General features: G+C 57.2%; 20 protein-coding genes. 18 read left to right on the forward strand and 2 right to left on the reverse strand.

Annotated features, from left to right (window positions below; translation table 11 throughout):
- The first annotated feature begins 14 nt into the window (after positions 1 to 14).
- The 4 genes from yfbV to R0140_RS07300 all read left to right on the forward strand — a co-directional run bounded on the left by yfbV (position 15) and on the right by R0140_RS07300 (position 3,632).
- Entirely contained in the window at positions 15 to 470 is a 456-nt protein-coding gene (gene yfbV / locus R0140_RS07285) for a terminus macrodomain insulation protein YfbV (protein ID WP_002913194.1), read from the forward strand.
- Positions 471 to 557: 87 nt separating this feature from the next.
- Positions 558 to 1,052: a YfbU family protein gene (locus R0140_RS07290; RefSeq protein WP_012540982.1), complete on the forward strand. Its 495-nt coding sequence runs from the start codon at positions 558 to 560 to the stop codon at positions 1,050 to 1,052.
- Between the two features lie 11 nt (positions 1,053 to 1,063).
- Positions 1,064 to 1,723, forward strand: coding sequence for a sugar phosphatase (locus tag R0140_RS07295; RefSeq protein ID WP_008803942.1), 660 nt, complete (start codon positions 1,064 to 1,066; stop codon positions 1,721 to 1,723).
- Positions 1,724 to 1,799: 76 nt separating this feature from the next.
- Complete coding sequence (locus R0140_RS07300; RefSeq protein WP_008803943.1) at positions 1,800 to 3,632, forward strand: SLC13 family permease; 1,833 nt, start codon at positions 1,800 to 1,802, stop codon at positions 3,630 to 3,632.
- Positions 3,633 to 3,677: 45 nt separating this feature from the next.
- On the opposite strand, the gene yfbR is transcribed toward R0140_RS07300, so the two are convergent.
- Both yfbR and alaA read right to left on the reverse strand, forming a co-directional pair.
- Positions 3,678 to 4,277 (reverse strand): 5'-deoxynucleotidase, encoded by a 600-nt coding sequence (gene yfbR, locus R0140_RS07305; protein WP_002913188.1) that lies wholly within the window; start codon positions 4,275 to 4,277, stop codon positions 3,678 to 3,680.
- An 81-nt stretch (positions 4,278 to 4,358) separates the two neighbouring features.
- On the reverse strand, positions 4,359 to 5,576 hold the full coding sequence (gene alaA / locus R0140_RS07310) for an alanine transaminase AlaA (RefSeq protein WP_008803944.1): 1,218 nt from the start codon (positions 5,574 to 5,576) through the stop codon (positions 4,359 to 4,361).
- An 876-nt stretch (positions 5,577 to 6,452) separates the two neighbouring features.
- On the opposite strand from alaA, the gene R0140_RS07315 reads away from it, so the two are divergent.
- From R0140_RS07315 to nuoN, 14 genes are all read left to right on the forward strand, one after another.
- Entirely contained in the window at positions 6,453 to 7,379 is a 927-nt protein-coding gene (locus R0140_RS07315) for a LysR family transcriptional regulator (protein ID WP_008803945.1), read from the forward strand.
- Between the two features lie 649 nt (positions 7,380 to 8,028).
- Entirely contained in the window at positions 8,029 to 8,475 is a 447-nt protein-coding gene (gene nuoA, locus R0140_RS07320; protein WP_002913181.1) for an NADH-quinone oxidoreductase subunit NuoA, read from the forward strand.
- A gap of 15 nt (positions 8,476 to 8,490) precedes the next feature.
- Positions 8,491 to 9,165 (forward strand): NADH-quinone oxidoreductase subunit NuoB, encoded by a 675-nt coding sequence (gene nuoB / locus R0140_RS07325; protein ID WP_002913178.1) that lies wholly within the window; start codon positions 8,491 to 8,493, stop codon positions 9,163 to 9,165.
- 87 nt (positions 9,166 to 9,252) lie between these two features.
- Positions 9,253 to 11,061 carry an NADH-quinone oxidoreductase subunit C/D gene (gene nuoC / locus R0140_RS07330; protein WP_008803946.1) on the forward strand — a complete coding sequence of 603 codons (1,809 nt, stop codon included), beginning with the start codon at positions 9,253 to 9,255 and terminating at the stop codon, positions 11,059 to 11,061.
- Positions 11,062 to 11,063: 2 nt separating this feature from the next.
- Positions 11,064 to 11,564: an NADH-quinone oxidoreductase subunit NuoE gene (gene nuoE / locus R0140_RS07335; protein ID WP_032740183.1), complete on the forward strand. Its 501-nt coding sequence runs from the start codon at positions 11,064 to 11,066 to the stop codon at positions 11,562 to 11,564.
- Entirely contained in the window at positions 11,561 to 12,898 is a 1,338-nt protein-coding gene (nuoF, locus tag R0140_RS07340) for an NADH-quinone oxidoreductase subunit NuoF (RefSeq protein WP_002913158.1), read from the forward strand. Before nuoE ends, nuoF begins: the two co-directional genes overlap by 4 nt.
- Before the next feature lie 31 nt (positions 12,899 to 12,929).
- Entirely contained in the window at positions 12,930 to 15,656 is a 2,727-nt protein-coding gene (nuoG, locus tag R0140_RS07345) for an NADH-quinone oxidoreductase subunit NuoG (RefSeq protein WP_032740182.1), read from the forward strand.
- Positions 15,653 to 16,630: an NADH-quinone oxidoreductase subunit NuoH gene (nuoH, locus tag R0140_RS07350; RefSeq protein ID WP_002913156.1), complete on the forward strand. Its 978-nt coding sequence runs from the start codon at positions 15,653 to 15,655 to the stop codon at positions 16,628 to 16,630. The genes nuoG and nuoH overlap by 4 nt, the downstream gene beginning before the upstream one ends.
- A 14-nt stretch (positions 16,631 to 16,644) precedes the next feature.
- Positions 16,645 to 17,187, forward strand: a complete 543-nt coding sequence (nuoI, locus tag R0140_RS07355) for an NADH-quinone oxidoreductase subunit NuoI (RefSeq protein WP_008803948.1) — start codon at positions 16,645 to 16,647, stop codon at positions 17,185 to 17,187.
- 10 nt (positions 17,188 to 17,197) lie between these two features.
- Positions 17,198 to 17,752, forward strand: coding sequence for an NADH-quinone oxidoreductase subunit J (gene nuoJ, locus R0140_RS07360; protein WP_004201743.1), 555 nt, complete (start codon positions 17,198 to 17,200; stop codon positions 17,750 to 17,752).
- Positions 17,749 to 18,051, forward strand: a complete 303-nt coding sequence (gene nuoK / locus R0140_RS07365) for an NADH-quinone oxidoreductase subunit NuoK (protein ID WP_002913148.1) — start codon at positions 17,749 to 17,751, stop codon at positions 18,049 to 18,051. The genes nuoJ and nuoK overlap by 4 nt, the downstream gene beginning before the upstream one ends.
- A complete protein-coding gene (gene nuoL / locus R0140_RS07370) occupies positions 18,048 to 19,889 on the forward strand; it encodes an NADH-quinone oxidoreductase subunit L (protein WP_012540986.1) in 1,842 nt (613 codons plus the stop codon). Before nuoK ends, nuoL begins: the two co-directional genes overlap by 4 nt.
- 301 nt (positions 19,890 to 20,190) lie before the next feature.
- Positions 20,191 to 21,720 carry an NADH-quinone oxidoreductase subunit M gene (gene nuoM / locus R0140_RS07375; protein WP_032740181.1) on the forward strand — a complete coding sequence of 510 codons (1,530 nt, stop codon included), beginning with the start codon at positions 20,191 to 20,193 and terminating at the stop codon, positions 21,718 to 21,720.
- A gap of 6 nt (positions 21,721 to 21,726) precedes the next feature.
- Positions 21,727 to 23,184, forward strand: a complete 1,458-nt coding sequence (gene nuoN, locus R0140_RS07380) for an NADH-quinone oxidoreductase subunit NuoN (RefSeq protein WP_008803951.1) — start codon at positions 21,727 to 21,729, stop codon at positions 23,182 to 23,184.
- Positions 23,185 to 23,227 lie beyond the last annotated feature (43 nt).

The following is a 23,227-nucleotide window of genomic DNA, read 5'->3' on the forward strand; positions in this document are numbered from 1 at the left end:
GTTGAGGTAAAGCCATGTCGACCCCTGAGAAACGCCCCGTTAGCTTCTTTAGCTTGTTCAACCGCGGGCAGCATTACGCAAAGACCTGGCCTCTCGACAAGCGCCTCGCGCCGGTGTTTATCGAAAACCGCATTATTCGTGCCACCCGCTATGCTATCCGTATCATGCCGCCGATCGCCATTTTTACGCTGTGCTGGCAGATAGCCCTGGGCGGCCAGCTGGGTCCCGCTGTCGCCACCGCGCTGTTTGCCCTGAGCCTGCCGATGCAGGGATTATGGTGGTTGGGTAAGCGTTCGGTGACGCCGCTGCCGCCCTCCATTCTTAACTGGTTTTACGAAGTGCGCGGCAAACTGCAGGAGGCGGGGCAGGCGCTGGCGCCGGTCGAAGGCAAGCCCGATTATCAGGCGCTGGCTGACACGCTTAAGCGCGCCTTCAAACAACTGGATAAAACTTTCCTTGATGATTTGTAATTCACTACGGAAAACGCATATAAAAGAAGGCGCATGATTTATGCGCCTTCTTTATTTCACGCCCTACCGTGCTACAGGAGTCACAACATGGAAATGACCAATGCGCAGCGTCTGATTTTATCCAATCAGTACAAAATGATGACGATGCTCGACCCGGACAATGCGGAACGCTACCGTCGTCTGCAAACCATCATTGAGCGTGGGTATGGGCTGCAGATGCGCGAACTGGACCGCGAGTTTGGCCAGCTGACGGAAGAAACCTGCCGTACCGTTATCGATATCATGGAGATGTACCACGCGCTACATGTCTCCTGGACCAACCTGAAAGACGCGGCGGGTATCGACGAGCGTCGGGTTACCTTCCTCGGATTTGATGCCGCCACCGAAGCGCGTTTTCTCGGCTATGTACGCTTTATGGTCAATATTGAAGGCCGCTACAGCCATTTTGACGCCGGCACTCATGGCTTTAACTCGCAGACCCCGATGTGGGAGAAATATCAGCGGATGCTGAGCGTCTGGCACGCCTGTCCGCGCCAGTATCACCTGAGCAGTAATGAAATTAACCAAATTATCAATGCCTGAGGGAGGTGCCCGTGCAGTGTAAAGGTTTCCTGTTCGATTTAGACGGGACGCTGGTGGATTCCTTGCCGGTGGTGGAGCGTTCATGGTGTAAGTGGGGCGATCGTTTCGCCATTGACCATGATGAAATTCTCAGTTTTATTCACGGCAAGCAGGCCATTACCTCTATTCGCCATTTTATGCCGGGTCGTAGCGAGGAGGATATCCAGGCCGAATTCCGCTTCCTCGAGCAGATTGAAGCCACTGATATCGAGGGCATTGTCGCTCTGCCGGGGGCGTTAACCCTGCTGAGTACCCTCAATGAGGCTGGGATCCCATGGGCGATTGTCACTTCCGGGTCGGTGCCGGTTGCCCACGCGCGTCATCGCGCGGCAGGCCTGCCGATGCCGGAGGTCTTCATCACCGCTGAGCAGGTAAAACACGGAAAACCGGCGCCGGACGCCTATCTGCTGGGCGCCGAGCGGCTGGGACTACCGGCCGATCAGTGCGCGGTGGTAGAAGATGCGCCGGCGGGGTTGCTCTCCGGCCTGGCGGCGGGGTGTCGCACCATCGCGGTCAACGTGCCTGCCGATGCCCCTCGACTGGATGAAGCCGACCTCGTGCTGAGTAGCCTGGACGATCTGGTGATCGAACGCCAGGCGGACGGCTATGTTAATGTGCGTCTTAAAGCGTAAACGTATGATTTCGCCCCGCGTTGCCGGGGCTTTTTTATGCCACTATGTCGACTCCCACTTGTGACAAGGAAACGTTGTGAACGGTGAATTGATTTGGGTTTTATCCCTTCTGGCTATCGCGGTTGTGCTGTTTGCTACCGGCAAGGTGCGCATGGATGCTATCGCCCTGATGGTCATTGTCGCCTTCGTCCTCAGCGGCACGCTGACGCTGAATGAAGCCTTTTCCGGGTTCAGCGATCCTAACGTGATCCTGATTGCCGCCCTGTTTATTATCGGTGATGGCCTGGTGCGTACCGGGGTGGCCACCAAGATGGGGGCGTGGCTGGTGAGTGTGGCGGGCAACAGCGAAACCAAGATGCTGGTTTACCTGATGCTCACCGTCGCCGGGCTGGGTGCGTTTATGAGTTCAACCGGGGTGGTCGCCATTTTCATTCCGGTAGTGCTCAGCGTGTCGGCGCGGATGAATACCTCTCCCTCGCGGCTGATGATGCCGCTGAGCTTTGCCGGACTTATCAGCGGGATGATGACCCTGGTCGCAACGCCCCCCAACCTGGTCGTCAACAGTGAACTGCTGCGCGAAGGGCTGCACGGCTTCAGTTTTTTCAGCGTCACGCCGATTGGCCTGGTGGTGCTGATCCTGGGCATCGTCTATATGCTGGCGGTGCGCTTTATGCTAAAGACAGAGAATGGCGAATCCGCGCGTGATGGCCGTAAAAGAAGCACCTTCCGCGATCTGATCCGCGAATATCACCTCACTGGCCGCGCCCGCCGGCTGGCGATCCGTCCTGGTTCGCCGATGATCGGCCAGCGTCTTGATGATTTAAAACTGCGTGAGCGGTACTGTGCCAACGTCATCGGCGTCGAACGCTGGCGGCGGTTCCGTCGGGTGATTGTTAACGTCAACGGGGTATCGGAATTCCGCGCCCGCGACGTCCTGCTGATCGATATGTCCGCCTCCGATGTCGACTTACGCCAGTTCTGTGGTGAGCAGATGCTCGAGCCGATGGTGCTGCGCGGCGAATATTTTGCCGATCAGGCGCTGGATGTGGGCATGGCGGAGGTGTCGCTGATCCCGGATTCGGAGATGATTGGTAAAACGGTGCGTGAGATAGCGTTCCGCACCCGGTTTGGTCTCAATATCGTCGGCATGAAGCGCGATGGCGAGGCGATGGATGGTTCCGTGGTCGATGAGCCGCTGCAGCTCGGCGATATCCTGCTGGTGGTCGGCAACTGGCGGCAAATTGCCCTGCTGGCGAAGCGTGGGCGTGATTTCGTGGTGCTCAATATGCCGGTTGAAGTGGATGACGCTTCGCCGGCACACAGCCAGGCTCCGCACGCGATTTTCTGTCTGGTGTTGATGGTAGCCCTGATGCTCACTGATGAAATTCCCAACCCGATTGCCGCGATCATCGCCTGCCTGCTGATGGGCAAATTCCGCTGCATCAACGCCGAAAGCGCCTATAAGGCGATCCACTGGCCAAGCATTATTTTGATTGTCGGGATGATGCCGTTTGCCCTGGCGTTGCAGAAAACCGGCGGGGTAGATCTGGTGGTCAAGGGACTGATGGACGTCGCCGGAAGCGAGGGGCCTTATCTGATGCTCGGCTGCCTGTTTGTAATGTGCGCAGCGATAGGCCTGTTCATCTCTAATACCGCGACCGCGGTCCTGATGGCGCCTATAGCCCTGGCAGCAGCGAAGTCAATGGGGGTGTCGCCCTATCCCTTCGCCATGGTGGTGGCGATGGCGGCTTCGGCGGCGTTTATGACTCCGGTTTCCTCGCCGGTCAACACCCTGGTGCTTGGCCCGGGTAAGTATTCCTTCAGCGACTTTGTGAAGATTGGCGTGCCCTTCACCGTACTGGTGATGGTGGTCTGCGTGCTGCTGATCCCGGTACTGTTTCCGTTCTAAGGGGGTCAGGCCGGGTAGGGCGCAACCGCTGCCCGGCCTGAAAAATTACAGCGGCGAATCCTGGCTTATTTCATCCAGCGACAGCTGGAAGCTCGGGACAAACACCTGCATAAAGTAATCCATCTCCGCGCTACGCCGCGACGCCAGCGTCTTTTCCAGACGGCCTTTGGCCAGCAGAAATTCGTTGTTACCCGCAGACAGCTCTTCGAGGCACTTCAGGTAGGCGCAGAGGGCGTCAGCCTGTTTAACGATCGACTGCTCTTCCTCACTGTAGTGATGCTCATCAATCAGCGGCTCGAAAATATCGCGCAGCTCGTCAGGGACCATATCCACCAGCTTTTGCTGAGCAATTTTCTCAATCGCCTTATATTCCTGGGCAATCTGGGAGTTGAAATATTTCACCGGGGTAGGGAGGTCGCCAGTTAATACTTCGGAGGCGTCATGGTACATCGCCAGCAGGGCGATACGTTCGGCGTTGACCTGGCCGCCAAATTTGCGGTTTTTAATTGCCGCCAGCGCATGGGCGACCATCGCCACCTGCAGACTGTGTTCGGAGACATTTTCGGTGCGCACGTTGCGCATCAGCGGCCAGCGGTTAATCAGTTTCAGGCGGGAGAGGTGGGCAAAGAAATGACTCTGACTCATAGGAACCCTTAATCAGTGACAACATCGGGTTCCATTGTGCGCAGGGATCGCCGCCGGATGCAAATGCCGGCGGCGTAGCGATTAAAGCTGGTGGTAGCCGGAGAGGAAGCGGCCAAAGCGGGAGATCGCCATCTCCAGGTCGTCTTCACGAGGCAGCGTCACAATGCGCACATGATCCGGCCACGGCCAGTTGAACGCGGTACCCTGCACCAGCAGGACTTTCTCCTGCAACAGGAAGTCGAGCACCATTTTCTGGTCGTCGTGAATATTGAAGCGTTTGGCATCGATTTTCGGGAACATATACAACGCGCCTTTTGGCTTCATGCAGGAGACACCCGGAATATCGTTGATCAGCTCCCAGGCGCGGTTGCGTTGTTCATACAGGCGCCCGCCGGGAATGATGAATTCGCTGATACTCTGGTAGCCGCCCAGCGCCGTCTGGATAGCATGTTGTGCCGGCACGTTGGCGCACAGACGCATCGACGCCAGCATCTCCAGGCCTTCGATATAGCCCTTCGCGTGTTTTTTCGGGCCATTCAGCACCATCCACCCCTGACGGAAACCGGCAACACGGTAGGTTTTCGACAGTCCGTTGAAGGTCACGGTCAGCAGATCTGGCGCCAGAGCAGCAATCGAGTGATGCTGGGCTTCGTCGTAGAGGATCTTATCGTAGATCTCATCGGCGAAAATAATCAGGTTATGCTGCCGGGCGATCTCGACGATCTCCTGCAGCAGTTCTTTGGAATAGACTGCGCCGGTGGGGTTGTTGGGGTTAATGATCACGATCCCGCGGGTGCGCGGCGTGATTTTTGCGCGGATATCGTCAAGATCCGGGAACCAGTCAGCGGATTCGTCACACAGATAGTGGACCGCTTTGCCACTGGAAAGCGACACCGCCGCCGTCCACAGTGGGTAGTCCGGCGCGGGAACCAGCATCTCATCGCCGCTGTTTAACAGCGCCTGCATCGCCTGCACAATCAGTTCGGACACGCCGTTGCCGATGTAAATATCTTCTACCGTGACATCACGCATTCCCCGGGCCTGGTAATGCTGCATGATGGCTTTGCGCGCCGAATACAACCCTTTCGAATCGCAGTAACCCTGGGCAGTAGGCAGATTGCGGATGACGTCGACGAGGATCTCGTCAGGGGCCTCGAAGCCGAATGGCGCCGGGTTGCCGATGTTCAGTTTCAGAACTTTATTGCCTTCTTCCTCAAGACGTTTCGCTTCTTTCAGAACCGGGCCACGGATGTCGTAACAGACGTTCTCTAACTTGCTGGATTTTTCGATGGGGGACATGAATCTTGACCTTTTAGCTGTTATCGCCACTCCCTGCCGTGGAAGTCAGCACGGAACAATGTACTCCGCATCCCCGCTGTTTTGAAGGCTTTGCAGGAGAAGATTTTGCTAACGCAGGATTTTAAGCGTAATTGATTTATCTGCCGCTTACGGTTTTAGGTTGTAGGTTATACCTGCTTATGATGCTTTTTTTGGTCGTATATGTAGACCATATGCCTTTTTTGCCATCATTTATCTGGTTTGTTTGTGTGACGAAGGGGCGAACGAAGAATGTTGGCAGACTAAACAACGCTATCCTTAATACAATAGGGACTGATTTGTAATTTTGATGTTAAATAATATCAATAAAAAACAGTCCGCGGGGGCATTATTATTATTTTTGACAGGTAATAATCTGAGGTTTGTTAATTTATATAAAACGTTGAAAAAAATTTAAAATTATCTGAGTTAATCCTTATTTAGGCTTATAAAAAGGGCGGGAATCGGTTAGAATATCGCCGTTAATATCAGTGGTAGCCGGTAAGCACTCCGGTTGGATTGATGTTTAATATATTGTTATTACAGGATTTTATTGTTCATTCTTCCCTGTGTGAACGCGCGGTGGAAGAGAGACTTTCTCACCACCACTGGCCGCTTTTCCGGAGCGACGCATGACACCTGGCTGGCCGTGGTAATAAATAACAATGAGAAATACGAACAATATATTACTCCGTGGTTCTGCGCATTTGCCCAGACGAGTACTTTGGCATGTAATAACGTTCGTCCAGTTGTTTATCCGCCATCTGACGGTGAGCACGAGGCTCAGGGAATAGCCGGAAACCTGGCGCAAAGCATCAACAAGGCAGGTCAGCGTTAGCCACCTGTAAGTGAAGAAAGATGATTAATACAACACGTCCGATACTCAACCTTGATCTCGATCTGCTGCGCACCTTTGTGGCGGTCGCTGATTTGAACACCTTCGCCGCCGCCGCCGCCGCAGTGTGTCGTACCCAGTCCGCGGTCAGCCAGCAAATGCAACGCCTGGAGCAGCTGGTCGGCAAAGAGCTTTTCGCCCGTCACGGGCGTAATAAACTGCTGACTGAGCAAGGCATCCAGCTACTGGGCTATGCCCGCAAGATCCTGCGTTTTAACGATGAAGCCTGCATGTCGCTGATGTATGGCAGCCTGCAAGGTGGATTGACCATCGGCGCGTCGGAAGAAACGGCCGATACCATCCTGCCGTTTTTATTAAACCGCATCGGCTGCTTCTATCCCAGAATGACGCTGGAGATCAAAGTGCATCCCCATGCCGCCATCATGGCGATGCTGGCCGAGGGGCGGGTGGATCTGGCGCTGACCACCCATCAGCCTCCCGGCTTTACCTCTTTCATCCTGAGAACGTCACCGACCCTCTGGTACTGTGCGGCGGAATATGTGCTGGCGAAAGGGGAGTCTATTCCCCTGATCCTGCTCGAAGAGCCAGGTCCATTCCGCCAGGATATTATTGCCGCGCTGGAGGCGGCCCGCGTCCCATGGCATCTGGCCCATGGCGCTTCGTCTCTCTCCGGGGTGAAAGCGGCGGTCAAAGCCGGGCTGGGCGTCACCGCGCGACCCGTCGAAATGATGAGCCCCGATTTGCGCGTGGCTGGCATCAGCGATGGATTGCCTGGCCTGCCGGATACCCGGTATGTGGTCAGTTGCAATCCGCAGACGGTGAGCGAGCTGCCGCAGGTGATTTTTCAGTCACTGAGTCAGGAGAGCGACCCCTGGCGAACGGGGCCGGCACTTACTCCGCAAGAGGGAGATAACACCTTCATTTTGTGAGGGCAATTTTCTAACAAAGATCACAAAAACTGGTAACAGAATGTAAGTGAGCAAAAAGAGCCTCAGGGGAGGGTTTCCCGCCTGGTGGCTCTTTTTTTTGCACTATTATTGATGTTTTGAATGTTTTTTTTATTTCTTTCCTGAAAAATCAGCGTATTGGCGTGACCTGGCGCTCACCTTGTCGACTTTTCCCTGCACTTTCAACACTTCCTGCTAATGTTAAAAAACCGGACGGATTGTTGCCGATTTCCTGGGGTAATTAACAAAACCGTGTCACAGATCAAGAAAATACCCCTCTTTGGGGGGAGGAATCGAGGCTAAATCCTGTCAAAATAGAAGGGATTTTTGATTTACGACGGAAACGGACACGATTCAACAACACTAAAACCGAACAGTATGCAAGGTTATTTCGCATAAAAGGGCATTTAATGTTAATGAAAAGATTCCAATGTAAATTAATGTTATGAAAACTTTTGTTAAAGTTGACAAAAGGTTAAAGAAAGGGGTAAAAAGCCACGGCATCTGGGCTTCTCACATCAACCAGGGACGCTTTTTTGCACGGTTTTTTTTATTCCTCCCGTGAAACGCTGTGGCGTTCATCTGCCAGTAAGAGCAGAGGGTTTTGGCGCTACACTTTTTTGGTTAAGCAATGCGTATGTCAACATCCACTGAAGTCATCGCTCATCATTGGGCATTCGCTATATTTCTCATCATCGCTATCGGCCTGTGCTGCCTCATGCTCGTCGGCGGCTGGTACCTTGGCGGTCGCGCGCGCGCGCGTAGCAAAAACACGCCGTTTGAATCGGGGATCGACTCCGTTGGTTCGGCCCGCTTACGTCTTTCTGCGAAGTTTTATCTGGTTGCCATGTTCTTCGTTATCTTCGACGTGGAAGCCCTGTATCTCTACGCATGGTCGACTTCTATCCGCGAGAGCGGCTGGGTCGGCTTTGTGGAAGCCGCAATTTTCATTTTAGTGCTACTGGCTGGTCTGGTTTATCTCGTTCGCATCGGCGCACTGGACTGGACGCCTGCGCGTTCCCGTCGCACGCTGGTTAACCCGGAAACAGACAGTCCCACTAACCGTCATATGCAGTAAAAGCGAGGCAATAAGATGGATTATACGCTCACCCGCATAGATCCTAACGGTGAGAACGACCGTTACCCCCTGCAGAAACAGGAGATCGTCACCGACCCCCTGGAGCAGGAAGTCAATAAAAGCGTGTATATGGGGAAACTCGAGCACGCGCTGCATGACATGGTGAACTGGGGCCGTAAGAACTCAATTTGGCCGTATAACTTCGGCCTTTCTTGCTGTTATGTGGAAATGGTGACGTCATTCACTGCGGTGCATGACGTTGCGCGTTTTGGGGCAGAAGTTCTGCGCGCCTCTCCGCGTCAGGCGGACCTGATGGTGGTCGCTGGAACCTGCTTTACCAAAATGGCGCCGGTTATTCAGCGTCTGTACGATCAGATGCTGGAGCCGAAGTGGGTGATCTCCATGGGCGCCTGCGCTAACTCCGGCGGCATGTACGACATCTATTCCGTCGTCCAGGGCGTGGATAAATTCATTCCGGTCGATGTGTACATCCCGGGCTGCCCGCCGCGTCCAGAGGCCTATATGCAGGCGCTGATGCTGCTGCAGGAGTCCATTGGTAAAGAACGTCGTCCGCTCTCATGGGTGGTTGGCGATCAGGGCGTTTATCGCGCCAATATGCAGTCGGAACGCGAGCGTAAACGCGGCGAACGTATTGCAGTGACCAATCTGCGGACGCCGGACGAGATTTAATTTGCGCCTGCGGGCGGGAGTACCACTTCGCAAATCAATCTACAACAACGCGAAGTCTCGCCCGGCAGTCACCACGGACCTTTTGCAATGGTGAACAATATGACCGATTTAACCGCGCATGACGCCGCACCAGCCTGGCAAACCCGCGATCACCTTGATGACCCGGTGATCGGCGAACTGCGCAACCGCTTTGGGCCGGATGCCTTTACCGTTCAGCCAACCCGCACCGGCGTACCGGTGGTGTGGGTGAAGCGTGAGCAACTGCTTGAGGTAGGTGATTTCCTGAAGAAATTGCCGAAGCCTTACGTGATGCTGTTTGACCTGCACGGCATGGACGAACGTCTGCGCACGCACCGCGATGGCCTGCCTGCCGCGGATTTTTCCGTTTTCTATCATCTGATTTCTATCGACCGCAACCGCGACATCATGCTCAAGGTGGCGCTGTCTGAAAACGATCTGCATCTGCCGACTTTCACCAAACTGTTCCCCAACGCCAACTGGTATGAGCGTGAAACCTGGGAAATGTTTGGCATGACCTTCGATGGCCACCCGAACCTGCGCCGTATCATGATGCCGCCGACCTGGGAAGGCCACCCGCTGCGTAAAGACTATCCGGCGCGCGCTACCGAATTCGATCCGTTTGAGCTGACCAAAGCCAAGCAGGATCTGGAGATGGAAGCGTTGACCTTCAAACCGGAAGAGTGGGGCATGAAGCGCAGTACCGACAACGAGGACTTCATGTTCCTCAACCTCGGTCCGAACCACCCGTCTGCCCACGGTGCATTCCGTATTATTCTGCAGCTGGATGGCGAAGAGATCGTCGACTGCGTACCGGACATCGGTTATCACCACCGCGGCGCCGAGAAGATGGGCGAGCGTCAGTCCTGGCACAGCTACATCCCGTATACCGACCGTATTGAATACCTCGGCGGCTGCGTCAACGAGATGCCGTACGTGCTGGCGGTGGAAAAACTGGCCGGGATCACCGTGCCGGATCGCGTGAACGTGATCCGCGTGATGCTTTCCGAACTGTTCCGCATCAACAGCCACCTGCTATATATCTCGACCTTTATTCAGGACGTCGGCGCGATGACGCCGGTCTTCTTCGCCTTTACCGATCGGCAGAAAATTTACGATCTGGTGGAAGCGATTACCGGGTTCCGTATGCACCCGGCGTGGTTCCGCATCGGCGGCGTCGCGCACGATCTGCCGCGTGGCTGGGATCGCCTGCTGCGTGAATTCCTCGAGTGGATGCCGAAGCGTCTGGACTCCTATGAGAAGGCCGCCCTGCGCAACACCATTCTGAAAGGCCGTTCCGTCGGCGTGGCAGCCTATACCGCCAAAGAGGCGCTGGAGTGGGGCACCACCGGCGCGGGCCTGCGCGCCACCGGTATCGGCTTCGACGTGCGTAAATGGCGTCCTTATTCTGGCTATGAAAACTTCGACTTCGAAGTCCCGACCGGGGGCGGCGTCTCTGACTGCTACACCCGCGTGATGCTGAAAGTCGAAGAGCTGCGCCAGAGCCTGCGCATTCTTCAGCAGTGCCTCGATAACATGCCGGAAGGCCCGTTCAAAGCGGATCACCCGCTGACCACGCCGCCGCCGAAAGAGCGCACGCTGCAGCATATCGAAACCCTGATCACCCACTTCCTGCAGGTATCGTGGGGCCCGGTGATGCCGGCCAACGAATCCTTCCAGATGATTGAGGCGACCAAAGGGATTAACAGTTACTACCTGACCAGCGACGGCAGCACCATGAGCTACCGTACCCGCGTGCGTACGCCGAGCTTTGCGCATCTGCAGCAGATCCCGTCGGCGATCCGCGGCAGCCTGGTATCCGACCTGATCGTCTATCTGGGTAGTATCGATTTTGTTATGTCAGACGTGGACCGCTAATTATGCACGAGAATCAACAACCACAAACCGAGGCTTTTGAGCTGAGTGCGGCTGAGCGTGAGGCTATTGAGCACGAGAAGCACCACTACGAAGACCCGCGTGCGGCGTCCATCGAAGCGCTGAAAATTGTCCAAAAACAGCGCGGCTGGGTGCCGGATGGGGCGATCTATGCGATCGCCGATGCGCTGGGGATCCCGGCCAGCGACGTCGAAGGCGTGGCAACATTTTACAGCCAGATTTTCCGTCAGCCGGTTGGCCGTCACGTGATCCGCTACTGCGACAGCGTGGTGTGCCATATCACCGGTTATCAAGGTATTCAGGCTGCGATTGAGAAGAAGCTCAATATCAAGCCAGGGCAGACCACCTTCGATGGCCGCTTCACGCTGCTGCCGACCTGTTGCCTGGGCAACTGCGACAAGGGACCGACCATGATGATTGATGAGGATACTCACAGTCATCTGACGCCGGAGGCAATTCCTGACCTGCTGGAGCAGTACAAATGAAAACCGTAATTCGTACTGCGGAAACGCATCCGCTCACCTGGCGTCTGCGCGACGACAAGCAGCCGGTATGGCTGGACGAATATCGCAGCAAAAACGGTTACGAAGGGGCACGTAAAGCCCTGACCGGGATGGCGCCGGATGAGATTGTCACGGCGGTAAAAGACGCTGGCCTGAAAGGGCGCGGCGGCGCGGGCTTCTCCACGGGTCTGAAGTGGAGCCTGATGCCGAAAGACGAATCCATGAACATCCGTTACCTGCTGTGTAACGCCGATGAAATGGAGCCGGGCACCTATAAAGACCGTCTGCTGATGGAGCAGCTGCCGCACCTGCTGGTGGAAGGCATGCTGATCTCCGCGTTTGCGCTGAAAGCGTACCGCGGCTACATCTTCCTGCGCGGCGAATATATCGAAGCGGCCCAGCATCTGCGTCGTGCGATTGCCGAAGCCACTGAAGCGGGCCTGTTGGGGAAAAACATCCTTGGCACCGGGTTTGACTTCGAACTGTTTGTCCACACCGGGGCAGGGCGCTATATCTGCGGTGAAGAGACGGCGCTGATCAACTCCCTGGAAGGCCGGCGTGCTAACCCGCGCTCCAAGCCGCCGTTCCCGGCGAGCTCCGGCGTGTGGGGCAAGCCGACTTGCGTCAACAACGTGGAAACCCTGTGCAACGTGCCGGCGATCCTCGCCAACGGCGTCGAGTGGTACCAGAACATTTCCACCAGCAAAGATGCTGGCACCAAGCTGATGGGCTTCTCCGGCCGGGTGAAGAATCCGGGCGTCTGGGAGCTGCCGTTCGGCACTACCGCGCGTGAGATCCTCGAAGATTACGCCGGCGGCATGCGCGATGGCCTGAAGTTTAAAGCCTGGCAGCCGGGTGGGGCAGGGACCGACTTCCTGACCGAAGCGCACCTCGATCTGCCGATGGAGTTCGAAAGCATTGGTAAAGCGGGCAGCCGTCTGGGCACCTCGCTGGCGATGGCCGTTGACCATGAGATCAATATGGTCTCGCTGGTGCGTAACCTCGAGGAGTTCTTTGCCCGCGAGTCCTGCGGCTGGTGTACGCCGTGCCGTGATGGTCTGCCGTGGAGCGTGAAGATCCTGCGCGCCCTGGAGCGCGGCGAAGGCCAGCCTGGCGATATCGAAACGCTTGAGCAACTGTGTCGATTCCTGGGCCCGGGTAAAACCTTCTGCGCGCACGCGCCGGGCGCAGTCGAACCGCTACAGAGCGCGATTAAATATTTCCGCGAAGAATTCGAGGCTGGCATTAAGCAGCAGTTCAGCAATACCCATGCAATCAACGGGATTCAGCCGAACCTGCTTAAGACGCGCTGGTAATCAAAGGTTTTTTATTTTTGGAAGCACGCAAATGGCTACGATTCATGTAGACGGCAAAGAATACGAGGTCAACGGGGCGGACAACCTGCTAGAGGCTTGTCTCTCTCTTGGTCTTGATATTCCCTACTTTTGCTGGCACCCGGCGCTAGGGAGCGTCGGTGCTTGCCGCCAGTGTGCGGTGAAGCAATATCAGAACGCGGAAGACACGCGTGGTCGCCTGGTGATGTCCTGTATGACTCCGGCATCCGACGGCACCTTTATTTCTATTGACGACGGCGAAGCGAAGCAGTTCCGCGAAAGCGTGGTGGAGTGGTTGATGACTAACCACCCGCACGACTGCCCGGTCTGTGAAGAAGGGGGCAACTGCCACCTGCAGGATATGACGGTGATGACCGGCCATAGTTTCCGCCGCTATCGTTTCACCAAGCGTACCCACCGCAATCAGGATCTGGGGCCGTTTATTTCGCACGAAATGAACCGCTGCATCGCCTGTTACCGCTGCGTGCGCTACTACAAAGATTATGCCGACGGCACCGACCTGGGCGTCTATGGCGCGCACGACAACGTCTACTTCGGTCGCCCGGAAGATGGCACCCTGGAAAGCGAGTTCTCCGGCAACCTGGTGGAAGTCTGCCCGACCGGCGTCTTCACCGACAAAACGCACTCCGAGCGTTACAACCGTAAGTGGGACATGCAGTTTGCGCCGAGCATCTGCCAGCAGTGTTCCATCGGCTGCAACATCAGCCCGGGCGAACGCTATGGCGAGCTGCGTCGTATCGAAAACCGCTATAACGGGACCGTTAACCGCTACTTCCTCTGCGACCGCGGTCGCTTCGGCTATGGCTATGTCAACCTGAAAGACCGTCCGCGTCAGCCGGTGCAGCGCCGCGGCGACGATCTGATCACTCTCAACGCCGAGCAGGCGATGCAGGGCGCGGCAGATATCCTGCGCCAGTCGAAGAAAGTGATCGGTATTGGCTCCCCGCGCGCCAGCATCGAAAGCAACTTTGCGCTGCGTGAGCTGGTGGGCGCCGAAAACTTCTATACCGGCATCGCCAAAGGCGAACAAGCGCGCCTGCAGATGATGCTGAAAGTGCTGCGTGAAGGTGGGGTCCATACCCCAAGCCTGCGCGATATCGAATCCTACGATGCGGTACTGGTGCTGGGCGAAGACATTACCCAGACCGGCGCGCGCGTGGCCCTGGCAGTCCGCCAGGCGGTGAAAGGGAAAGCACGCGAAATGGCAGCGGCGCAGAAAGTAGCCGACTGGCAGATCGCCGCGATCCTCAACATCGGGCAGCGCGCCAAGCACCCGTTATTCGTCACCAACATCGATGACACCCGCCTGGATGACATTGCCGCGTGGACCTACCGCGCGCCGGTGGAAGATCAGGCGCGTCTGGGCTTCGCTATCGCCCATGCGCTGGATGACAGCGCGCCGGCGGTTGATGGCCTGAGCCAGGACCTGAAGGGTAAGGTTGACGTGATTGTCCAGGCGCTGGCCGGGGCGAAAAAACCGCTGATTATCTCCGGTACTAACGCTGGCAGCATGGAGATCATCCAGGCCGCCGCTAACGTCGCAAAAGCCCTGAAAGGCCGCGGCGCCGACGTCGGCGTGACCATGGTCGCCCGCGCGGTGAACAGCGTCGGTCTGGGCATGATCGGCGGCGGCTCGCTTGAAGAGGCGCTGGACGAACTGGAAAGCGGCGCCGCCGACGCGGTTATCGTGCTGGAAAACGACCTTCACCGTCATGCTTCCGCCGCGCGCGTTGACGCTGCGCTGGCGAAAGCCCCGCTGGTGATGGTGGTTGACCATCAGCGCACCGCGATTATGGACAAAGCGCACCTGGTGCTCTCTGCCGCAAGCTTTGCGGAAAGCGACGGGACTGTGGTGAACAACGAAGGCCGCGCCCAGCGTTTCTTCCAGGTTTACGATCCGGCTTACTACGATGCGAAAACCGTGATGCTGGAGAGCTGGCGCTGGCTGCATTCGCTGCACAGCACCGTCAACAACCGTCAGGTTGACTGGACGCAGCTGGACCACGTCATCGATGCGGCGATTGCCGCGCTGCCGCAGCTGGCGGGCATTAAAGATGCCGCGCCGGATGCGACCTTCCGCATCCGCGGTCAGAAGCTGGCGCGTGAACCACACCGCTACAGCGGCCGCACGGCGATGCGCGCCAACATCAGCGTGCACGAGCCGCGTCAGCCGCAGGATAAAGACACGATGTTCGCCTTCTCCATGGAAGGGAACAACCAGCCGTCCGCCCCGCGTTCGCAGATCCCGTTCGCCTGGGCGCCGGGCTGGAACTCCCCGCAGGCATGGAACAAGTTCCAGGATGAAGTGGGCGGGAAACTGCGCCACGGCGATCCGGGTGTTCGACTGTTTGAAGCGTCCGCCAACGGGCTGGAGTATTTCACCGCGGTGCCGGCCAGCTTCCAGGCGGAAGAGGGCAAATGGCGTATCGCGCCGTATTACCACCTGTTTGGTAGCGATGAGCTGTCACAGCGCGCGCCGGTGTTCGAGAGCCGGATGCCTGAGCCGTACATCAAGCTGAATCCGGCGGATGCCGCGAAGCTGGGCGTTAACGCGGGGGCAATGCTCTCCTTTAGCGTGGAAGGCCAGACCCTGCGTCTGCCGCTGGTTATCTCTGAAGGCCTGACCGCAGGACAGGTTGGCTTACCGATGGGCATGCCGGGCATTGCGCCGGTGCTGACCGGATCGCGTATTGATTCACTGCAGGAGGCGAAAGCATGAGCTGGTTAACGCCGGATCTTATCGACATTCTGTTAAGCATCCTGAAGGCCGTGGTCATTCTGCTGGTGGTCGTCACCTGCGGCGCGTTCATGAGCTTCGGCGAGCGTCGTCTGCTCGGCTTGTTCCAGAACCGCTACGGACCTAACCGCGTCGGCTGGGGCGGTTCGCTGCAGCTGGTCGCCGACATGATCAAGATGTTCTTCAAAGAGGACTGGATCCCGCGCTTCTCCGATCGCGTGATCTTTACTCTGGCGCCGGTTATCGCCTTTACCTCGCTGCTGCTGGCCTTTGCTATCGTGCCGGTCAGCCCGACGTGGGTGGTGGCTGACCTGAACATCGGCATCCTGTTCTTCCTGATGATGGCAGGCCTGGCGGTCTATGCGGTGCTGTTCGCCGGCTGGTCGAGCAACAACAAATACTCGCTGCTGGGGGCGATGCGTGCTTCCGCGCAGACCCTGAGCTACGAAGTGTTTCTCGGTCTCTCCCTGATGGGCGTGGTGGCGCAGGCGGGGTCATTCAATATGACCGATATCGTCAACAACCAGGCGCATCTGTGGAACGTCATTCCGCAGTTCTTCGGCTTCGTCACTTTCGCCATCGCCGGCGTGGCGGTGTGTCACCGTCACCCGTTCGACCAGCCGGAAGCGGAGCAGGAACTGGCCGATGGTTACCACATTGAATATTCCGGCATGAAATTCGGTCTGTTCTTCGTCGGTGAATACATCGGTATCGTCACCGTTTCAGCGCTGATCGTCACGCTGTTCTTCGGCGGCTGGAATGGCCCGTGGTTACCACCTTTCATCTGGTTCGCGCTGAAAACCGCGTTCTTCATGATGATGTTCATTTTGATCCGCGCATCATTACCGCGTCCGCGCTATGACCAGGTAATGTCCTTTGGCTGGAAGGTATGCCTGCCGTTAACGCTGGTCAACTTGTTGGTAACGGCGGCTGTCATTCTCTGGCAGGCGCAATAAGGGGTGAATTGAACATGACCTTAAAAGAATTATTGGTGGGGTTCGGCACCCAGGTCCGTAGTATCTGGATGATTGGCCTGCATGCCTTCGCCAAACGTGAAACCCGGATGTATCCGGAAGAGCCGGTCTATCTGCCGCCGCGCTACCGCGGCCGCATCGTGCTGACCCGCGATCCGGACGGTGCAGAGCGCTGCGTTGCCTGTAACCTGTGTGCGGTAGCCTGCCCGGTGGGCTGTATCTCGCTGCAGAAAGCAGAGACCAAAGATGGCCGCTGGTATCCGGAGTTCTTCCGCATCAACTTCTCACGCTGCATTTTCTGCGGCCTGTGCGAAGAAGCGTGCCCGACCACGGCGATCCAGTTGACCCCGGACTTCGAACTGGGTGAATACAAGCGTCAGGATCTGGTGTACGAAAAAGAGGATCTGCTGATTTCCGGTCCGGGCAAATACCCGGAATATAACTTCTACCGGATGGCGGGTATGGCAATCGACGGCAAAGATAAAGGTGAAGCGGAAAACGAAGCTAAGCCAATCGACGTCAAGAGCCTGTTACCGTAAGGAGAGGGCAATGGAATTCGCTTTTTATATCTGTGGCCTGATAGCCATCCTCGCAACCTTGCGGGTCGTCACCCACACCAATCCGGTACATGCGCTGCTGTACCTGATTATTTCGCTGCTGGCGATTGCCGGGGTGTTCTTTTCGCTGGGCGCTTACTTTGCTGGTGCGCTGGAAATCATCGTCTACGCCGGGGCCATTATGGTGCTGTTCGTCTTTGTGGTGATGATGCTCAACCTGGGCGGCAGCGAGATCGAACAGGAGCGCAAATGGCTGCAGCCGGGGATCTGGATTGGCCCGGCCATCCTTTCCGCAGTGCTGCTGGTTGTTATCGTTTACGCCATCCTGGGTATTAACGACCAGGGTATCGACGGCGCGGCGATCAACGCCAAAGAAGTGGGTATTGCGCTGTTTGGGCCGTACGTCCTGGCGGTGGAGCTGGCCTCCATGCTGCTGCTGGCGGGCCTGGTGGTCGCCTTCCACATCGGCCGCGAAGAGCGTGCCGGCGAGGTGCTGAGCAACCGCGTGAACGACAGCGACAAAAGAAAAACGGAGGAACACGCATGATCCCCTTAACACATGGACTGATCCTCGCGGCCATCCTGTTTGTGCTTGGTCTGACGGGGCTGGTGATCCGCCGCAATCTGCTGTTTATGTTGATTAGCCTGGAAATCATGATTAACGCCGCCGCGCTGGCCTTTGTGGTGGCGGGTAGCTACTGGGGCCAGGCAGATGGTCAGATAATGTATATCCTCGCCATCAGCCTCGCGGCTGCGGAAGCGAGTATCGGCCTGGCGCTGCTGCTGCAGCTCCATCGTCGCCGCCAGAACCTGAACATCGATTCAGTAAGTGAGTTGCGTGGATGAACATGCTTGCCTTAACCATTCTTTTGCCATTGATTGGCTTTGTGCTGCTGGCCTTCTCCCGCGGGCGCTGGTCGGAAAACCTTTCCGCCACCGTTGGCATGGGGTCGGTAGGCCTGGCGGCGCTGGTCACCGCGTACGTTGGCGTCGACTTTTTCGCTAACGGCAAACAAGCGGTCAGCGTACCGCTGTGGAACTGGATGTCGGTCGGTGATTTCAACATCGGCTTCAACCTGGTGCTGGATGGCCTGTCGCTGACCATGCTCTCTGTGGTGACCGGCGTCGGCTTCCTGATCCACATGTTCGCCTCCTGGTACATGCGCGGCGAAGAGGGCTACTCTCGCTTCTTCGCTTACACCAACCTGTTTATCGCCAGCATGGTCGTTCTGGTACTGGCCGATAACCTGCTGTTGATGTACCTCGGCTGGGAAGGTGTGGGCCTCTGTTCTTACCTGCTGATCGGTTTCTACTACACCGATCCGAAGAACAATGCCGCAGCGATGAAAGCCTTCGTGGTCACCCGCGTCGGCGACGTGTTCCTCGCCTTCGCGCTGTTCATTCTTTATAACGAACTGGGCACCCTGAACTTCCGTGAAATGGTAGAGCTGGCGCCGCAGCACTTCGCTAACGGCAGCACCACGCTGCAGTGGGCGACGCTGATGCTGCTCGGCGGCGCGGTAGGTAAATCCGCTCAGCTGCCGCTGCAAACGTGGCTTGCCGATGCGATGGCTGGCCCGACGCCGGTCTCCGCTCTGATCCACGCGGCCACCATGGTGACCGCGGGCGTGTACCTGATTGCCCGTACCCACGGCCTGTTCCTGATGACGCCGGAAGTGCTGCATCTGGTGGGTATCGTTGGTGCGGTAACGCTGGTGCTGGCGGGCTTCGCCGCGCTGGTGCAGACCGACATCAAACGTGTGCTGGCTTACTCGACCATGAGTCAGATTGGCTACATGTTCCTCGCGCTGGGCGTACAGGCATGGGATGCGGCGATTTTCCACCTGATGACCCACGCGTTCTTTAAAGCGCTGCTGTTCCTGTCGTCTGGCTCGGTCATTCTGGCCTGCCATCACGAACAGAACATCTTCAAGATGGGCGGCCTGCGCAAATCTATTCCGCTGGTGTATGTCTGCTTCCTGGTGGGGGGCGCGGCGCTGTCCGCTCTGCCGCTTATCACCGCAGGCTTCTTCAGTAAGGATGAGATTCTGGCGGGCGCGATGGCCAACGGCCATATCAATCTGATGGTGGCGGGCCTGGTCGGCGCCTTTATGACCTCGCTGTACACCTTCCGTATGATTTTCATCGTGTTCCACGGTAAAGAGCAAATTCACGCGCACGCAGGGAAGGGGATTACCCATCATCTGCCGCTGATCGTTCTGCTGGTGCTGTCCACCTTTGTTGGCGCGCTGATTGTGCCGCCGCTGGAGGGCGTACTGCCGCAGACCACTGAGCTTGCGCACGGCAGCGTGATGACGCTGGAAATTACCTCCGGGATTATCGCGATTGCTGGCATCCTGATCGCCGCATGGTTGTGGCTGGGTAAACGTACCCTGGTGACCTCCATCGCCAACAGCGCGCCTGGCCGCTTCTTCGGTACCTGGTGGTTCCATGCCTGGGGCTTCGACTGGTTATACGACAAGGTGTTCGTGAAACCTTTCCTCGGGATTGCCTGGCTGCTGAAGAGCGATCCGCTGAATGCGTTGATGAATATCCCGGCGATTCTGTCCCGCTTCGCAGGCAAAGGTCTGCTGGTGAGCGAGAACGGTTATCTGCGCTGGTATGTGGCATCAATGAGCATCGGCGCGGTGGTGGTGCTGGCGCTGCTGATGGTATTGCGTTGAGTTTGAGGATTGGGATTGTTTCGCCCGGCGGCGCGGTGCTTGCCGGGCCTACGGGACCGTAGGTCGGGCAAGCGTTAGCGTCACCCGACAAAACAAGCCTCAATCCGAAGTGAATTTTCTGTGAGAATTCGTTGAAAATCAGGTCGTAAAGGACAGGCGTTATCGGCGAAGTCAGAGTGGACACCGCCTGCGCGGAGCAACCGGAGCGTATTAAAATGCGTGAGGATTGTGAGCACAGCCGACGTTCGCTATGACGAGTAAGATAGCCTGAACCGGACTTAAATAAGGAATAAAAATCACCATGTTATTGCCTTGGTTGATATTAATCCCCTTTATCGGCGGCTTCCTGTGCTGGCAGACCGAACGCTTTGGCGTGAAAGTGCCGCGCTGGATCGCGCTGATTACCATGGGACTGACGCTGGCGCTTGGCCTGCAGCTGTGGATGCAGGGCGGCTATTCTCTGACGCAATCCGCGGGTATTCCGCAATGGCAGTCGGAATTCGTGCTGCCGTGGATCCCACGCTTCGGCATTAGCATCCATCTGGCGATCGACGGCCTGTCGCTGCTGATGGTGGTGCTGACCGGTCTCCTCGGCGTGCTGGCGGTACTCTGTTCGTGGCGTGAAATCGAAAAATACCAGGGCTTCTTCCACCTCAACCTGATGTGGATCCTGGGCGGCGTCATCGGCGTGTTCCTCGCCATCGACATGTTCCTGTTCTTCTTCTTCTGGGAAATGATGTTGGTGCCGATGTACTTCCTGATCGCGCTGTGGGGTCATAAAGCCTCGGACGGTAAAACGCGTATCACGGCGGCCACCAAGTTCTTCATTTATACCCAGGCGAGCGGTCTGGTGATGCTGATCGCCATTCTGGCGCTGGCCTTCGTCCACTTCAACGCGACCGGCGTGTGGACCTTCAACTATGAAGATCTGCTGAAAACGCCTATGTCCCACGGCGTGGAATACCTGCTGATGCTGGGCTTCTTCATCGCCTTCGCGGTGAAAATGCCGGTGGTACCGCTGCACGGCTGGCTGCCGGACGCTCACTCTCAGGCGCCGACTGCCGGTTCCGTCGACCTCGCGGGCATCTTGCTGAAAACTGCGGCCTACGGTCTGCTGCGCTTTGCGCTGCCGCTGTTCCCGAACGCCTCCGCCGAGTTTGCGCCCATCGCCATGTGGCTGGGCGTGATTGGTATCTTCTACGGCGCGTGGATGGCCTTCGCCCAGACCGATATCAAACGTCTGATCGCTTATACCTCCGTTTCCCACATGGGTTTCGTGCTGATTGCTATCTACACCGGCAGCCAGCTGGCTTATCAGGGGGCGGTGATCCAGATGATCGCCCACGGTCTGTCCGCGGCCGGTCTGTTTATTCTGTGCGGCCAGCTGTACGAACGTCTGCACACCCGCGATATGCGTCAGATGGGCGGTTTGTGGAGCAAAATTAAATGGCTGCCGGCGATGTCGATGTTCTTCGCTGTCGCCACCCTGGGGATGCCGGGCACCGGTAACTTTGTCGGCGAATTTATGATCCTGTTCGGCAGCTATAAAGTGGTGCCGGTGATCACCGTTATCTCGACCTTTGGTCTGGTATTCGCTTCCGTTTACTCGCTGTCGATGCTGCATCGCGCTTACTTCGGTAAAGCGAAAAGCGAAATCGCGGCGAAAGAACTGCCGGGGATGTCCCTGCGTGAACTGTCTATCATCCTGCTGCTGGTGGTGCTGCTGGTGCTGTTGGGCTTCTTCCCGCAGCCGATCCTCGACACCTCGCATGCTGCGATGAGCAACATTCAGCAGTGGTTTGTTAATTCTGTTTCTACTACAAGGCCGTAATTCGCCATGACAATAACTCCACAACAACTGATCGCACTGCTACCGCTGCTGATCGTCGGCTTGACGGTGGTGGTTGTGATGCTCTCCATTGCGTGGCGACGCAATCATTTTCTCAATGCCACGCTGTCGGTTCTCGGGCTTAATGCCGCGCTGGTCTCGCTCTGGTTTGTTGGTCAGAACGGGGCGATGGACGTCACGCCGATGATCCGCGTTGACGGCTACGCCATGCTCTACACCGGGCTGGTGTTGCTGGCGAGCCTCGCGACCTGTACTTTCGCCTACCCGTGGCTTGAGGGTTACAAGGACAACAAAGAAGAGTTCTACCTGCTGGTGCTGATCGCCGCGCTGGGCGGCATTCTGCTGGCCGGTGCGAATCATCTGGCGGCGCTGTTCCTCGGTATCGAACTGATTTCGCTACCGCTGTTCGGCCTGGTCGGCTACGCCTTCCGCCAGAAGCGTTCGCTGGAAGCGAGCATCAAATACACTATCCTCTCCGCTGCAGCCTCGTCTTTCCTGCTGTTCGGTATGGCGCTGGTGTATGCGAACTCCGGCAACCTGTCCTTCCTCGCGCTGGGTAAAAGCCTGGCGGACAATACGCTGCACGAGCCGCTGCTGCTGGCGGGCCTCGGTCTGATGATCGTCGGTCTTGGCTTTAAACTGTCGCTGGTGCCGTTCCATCTGTGGACGCCGGACGTTTACCAGGGCGCGCCTGCGCCGGTCTCCACCTTCCTGGCGACCGCCAGCAAGATCGCCATCTTCGGTGTGGTGATGCGTCTGTTCCTGTACATGCCGGTGGGCAACAGCGAAGCGGTACGCGTGGTGCTGGGCCTGATCGCCTTCGCCTCTATCATCTTCGGTAACCTGATGGCGCTGAGCCAGACCAACATTAAGCGTCTGCTCGGCTACTCTTCCATCTCCCACCTCGGCTATCTGCTGGTGGCGTTAATCGCCCTGCAGAGCGGCGAAATGTCGATGGAAGCCGTTGGCGTCTACCTGGCCGGTTACCTGTTCAGCAGCCTCGGCGCGTTCGGCGTGGTCAGCCTGATGTCCAGCCCGTACCGCGGTCCGGATGCGGACTCGCTGTTCTCCTACCGCGGCCTGTTCTGGCACCGTCCGATCCTGTCAGCGGTCATGACGGTGATGATGCTGTCGCTGGCCGGTATTCCGATGACCCTCGGCTTTATCGGTAAGTTCTACGTGCTGGCCGTCGGTGTGCATGCGCACCTGTGGTGGCTGGTTGCCGCAGTGGTTGTCGGCTCAGCGATTGGTCTCTACTACTATCTGCGCGTGGCAGTGAGCCTGTACCTGAGCGCACCCGAGCAACTGAACCGCGATGCGCCGTCGAACTGGCAGTACAGCGCCGGCGGTATCGTGGTGCTGATCTCCGCCCTGCTGGTGCTGGTGCTCGGTATCTGGCCGCAGCCGCTGATTAGCATCGTGCAGCTGGCGACGCCGCTGATGTAATCTGCGCTATAAATAAAAAACCGCCGGGATGGCGGTTTTTTTA

Source organism: Klebsiella sp. w6, assembly GCF_033100215.1.
Taxonomy (GTDB): domain Bacteria; phylum Pseudomonadota; class Gammaproteobacteria; order Enterobacterales; family Enterobacteriaceae; genus Klebsiella; species Klebsiella variicola.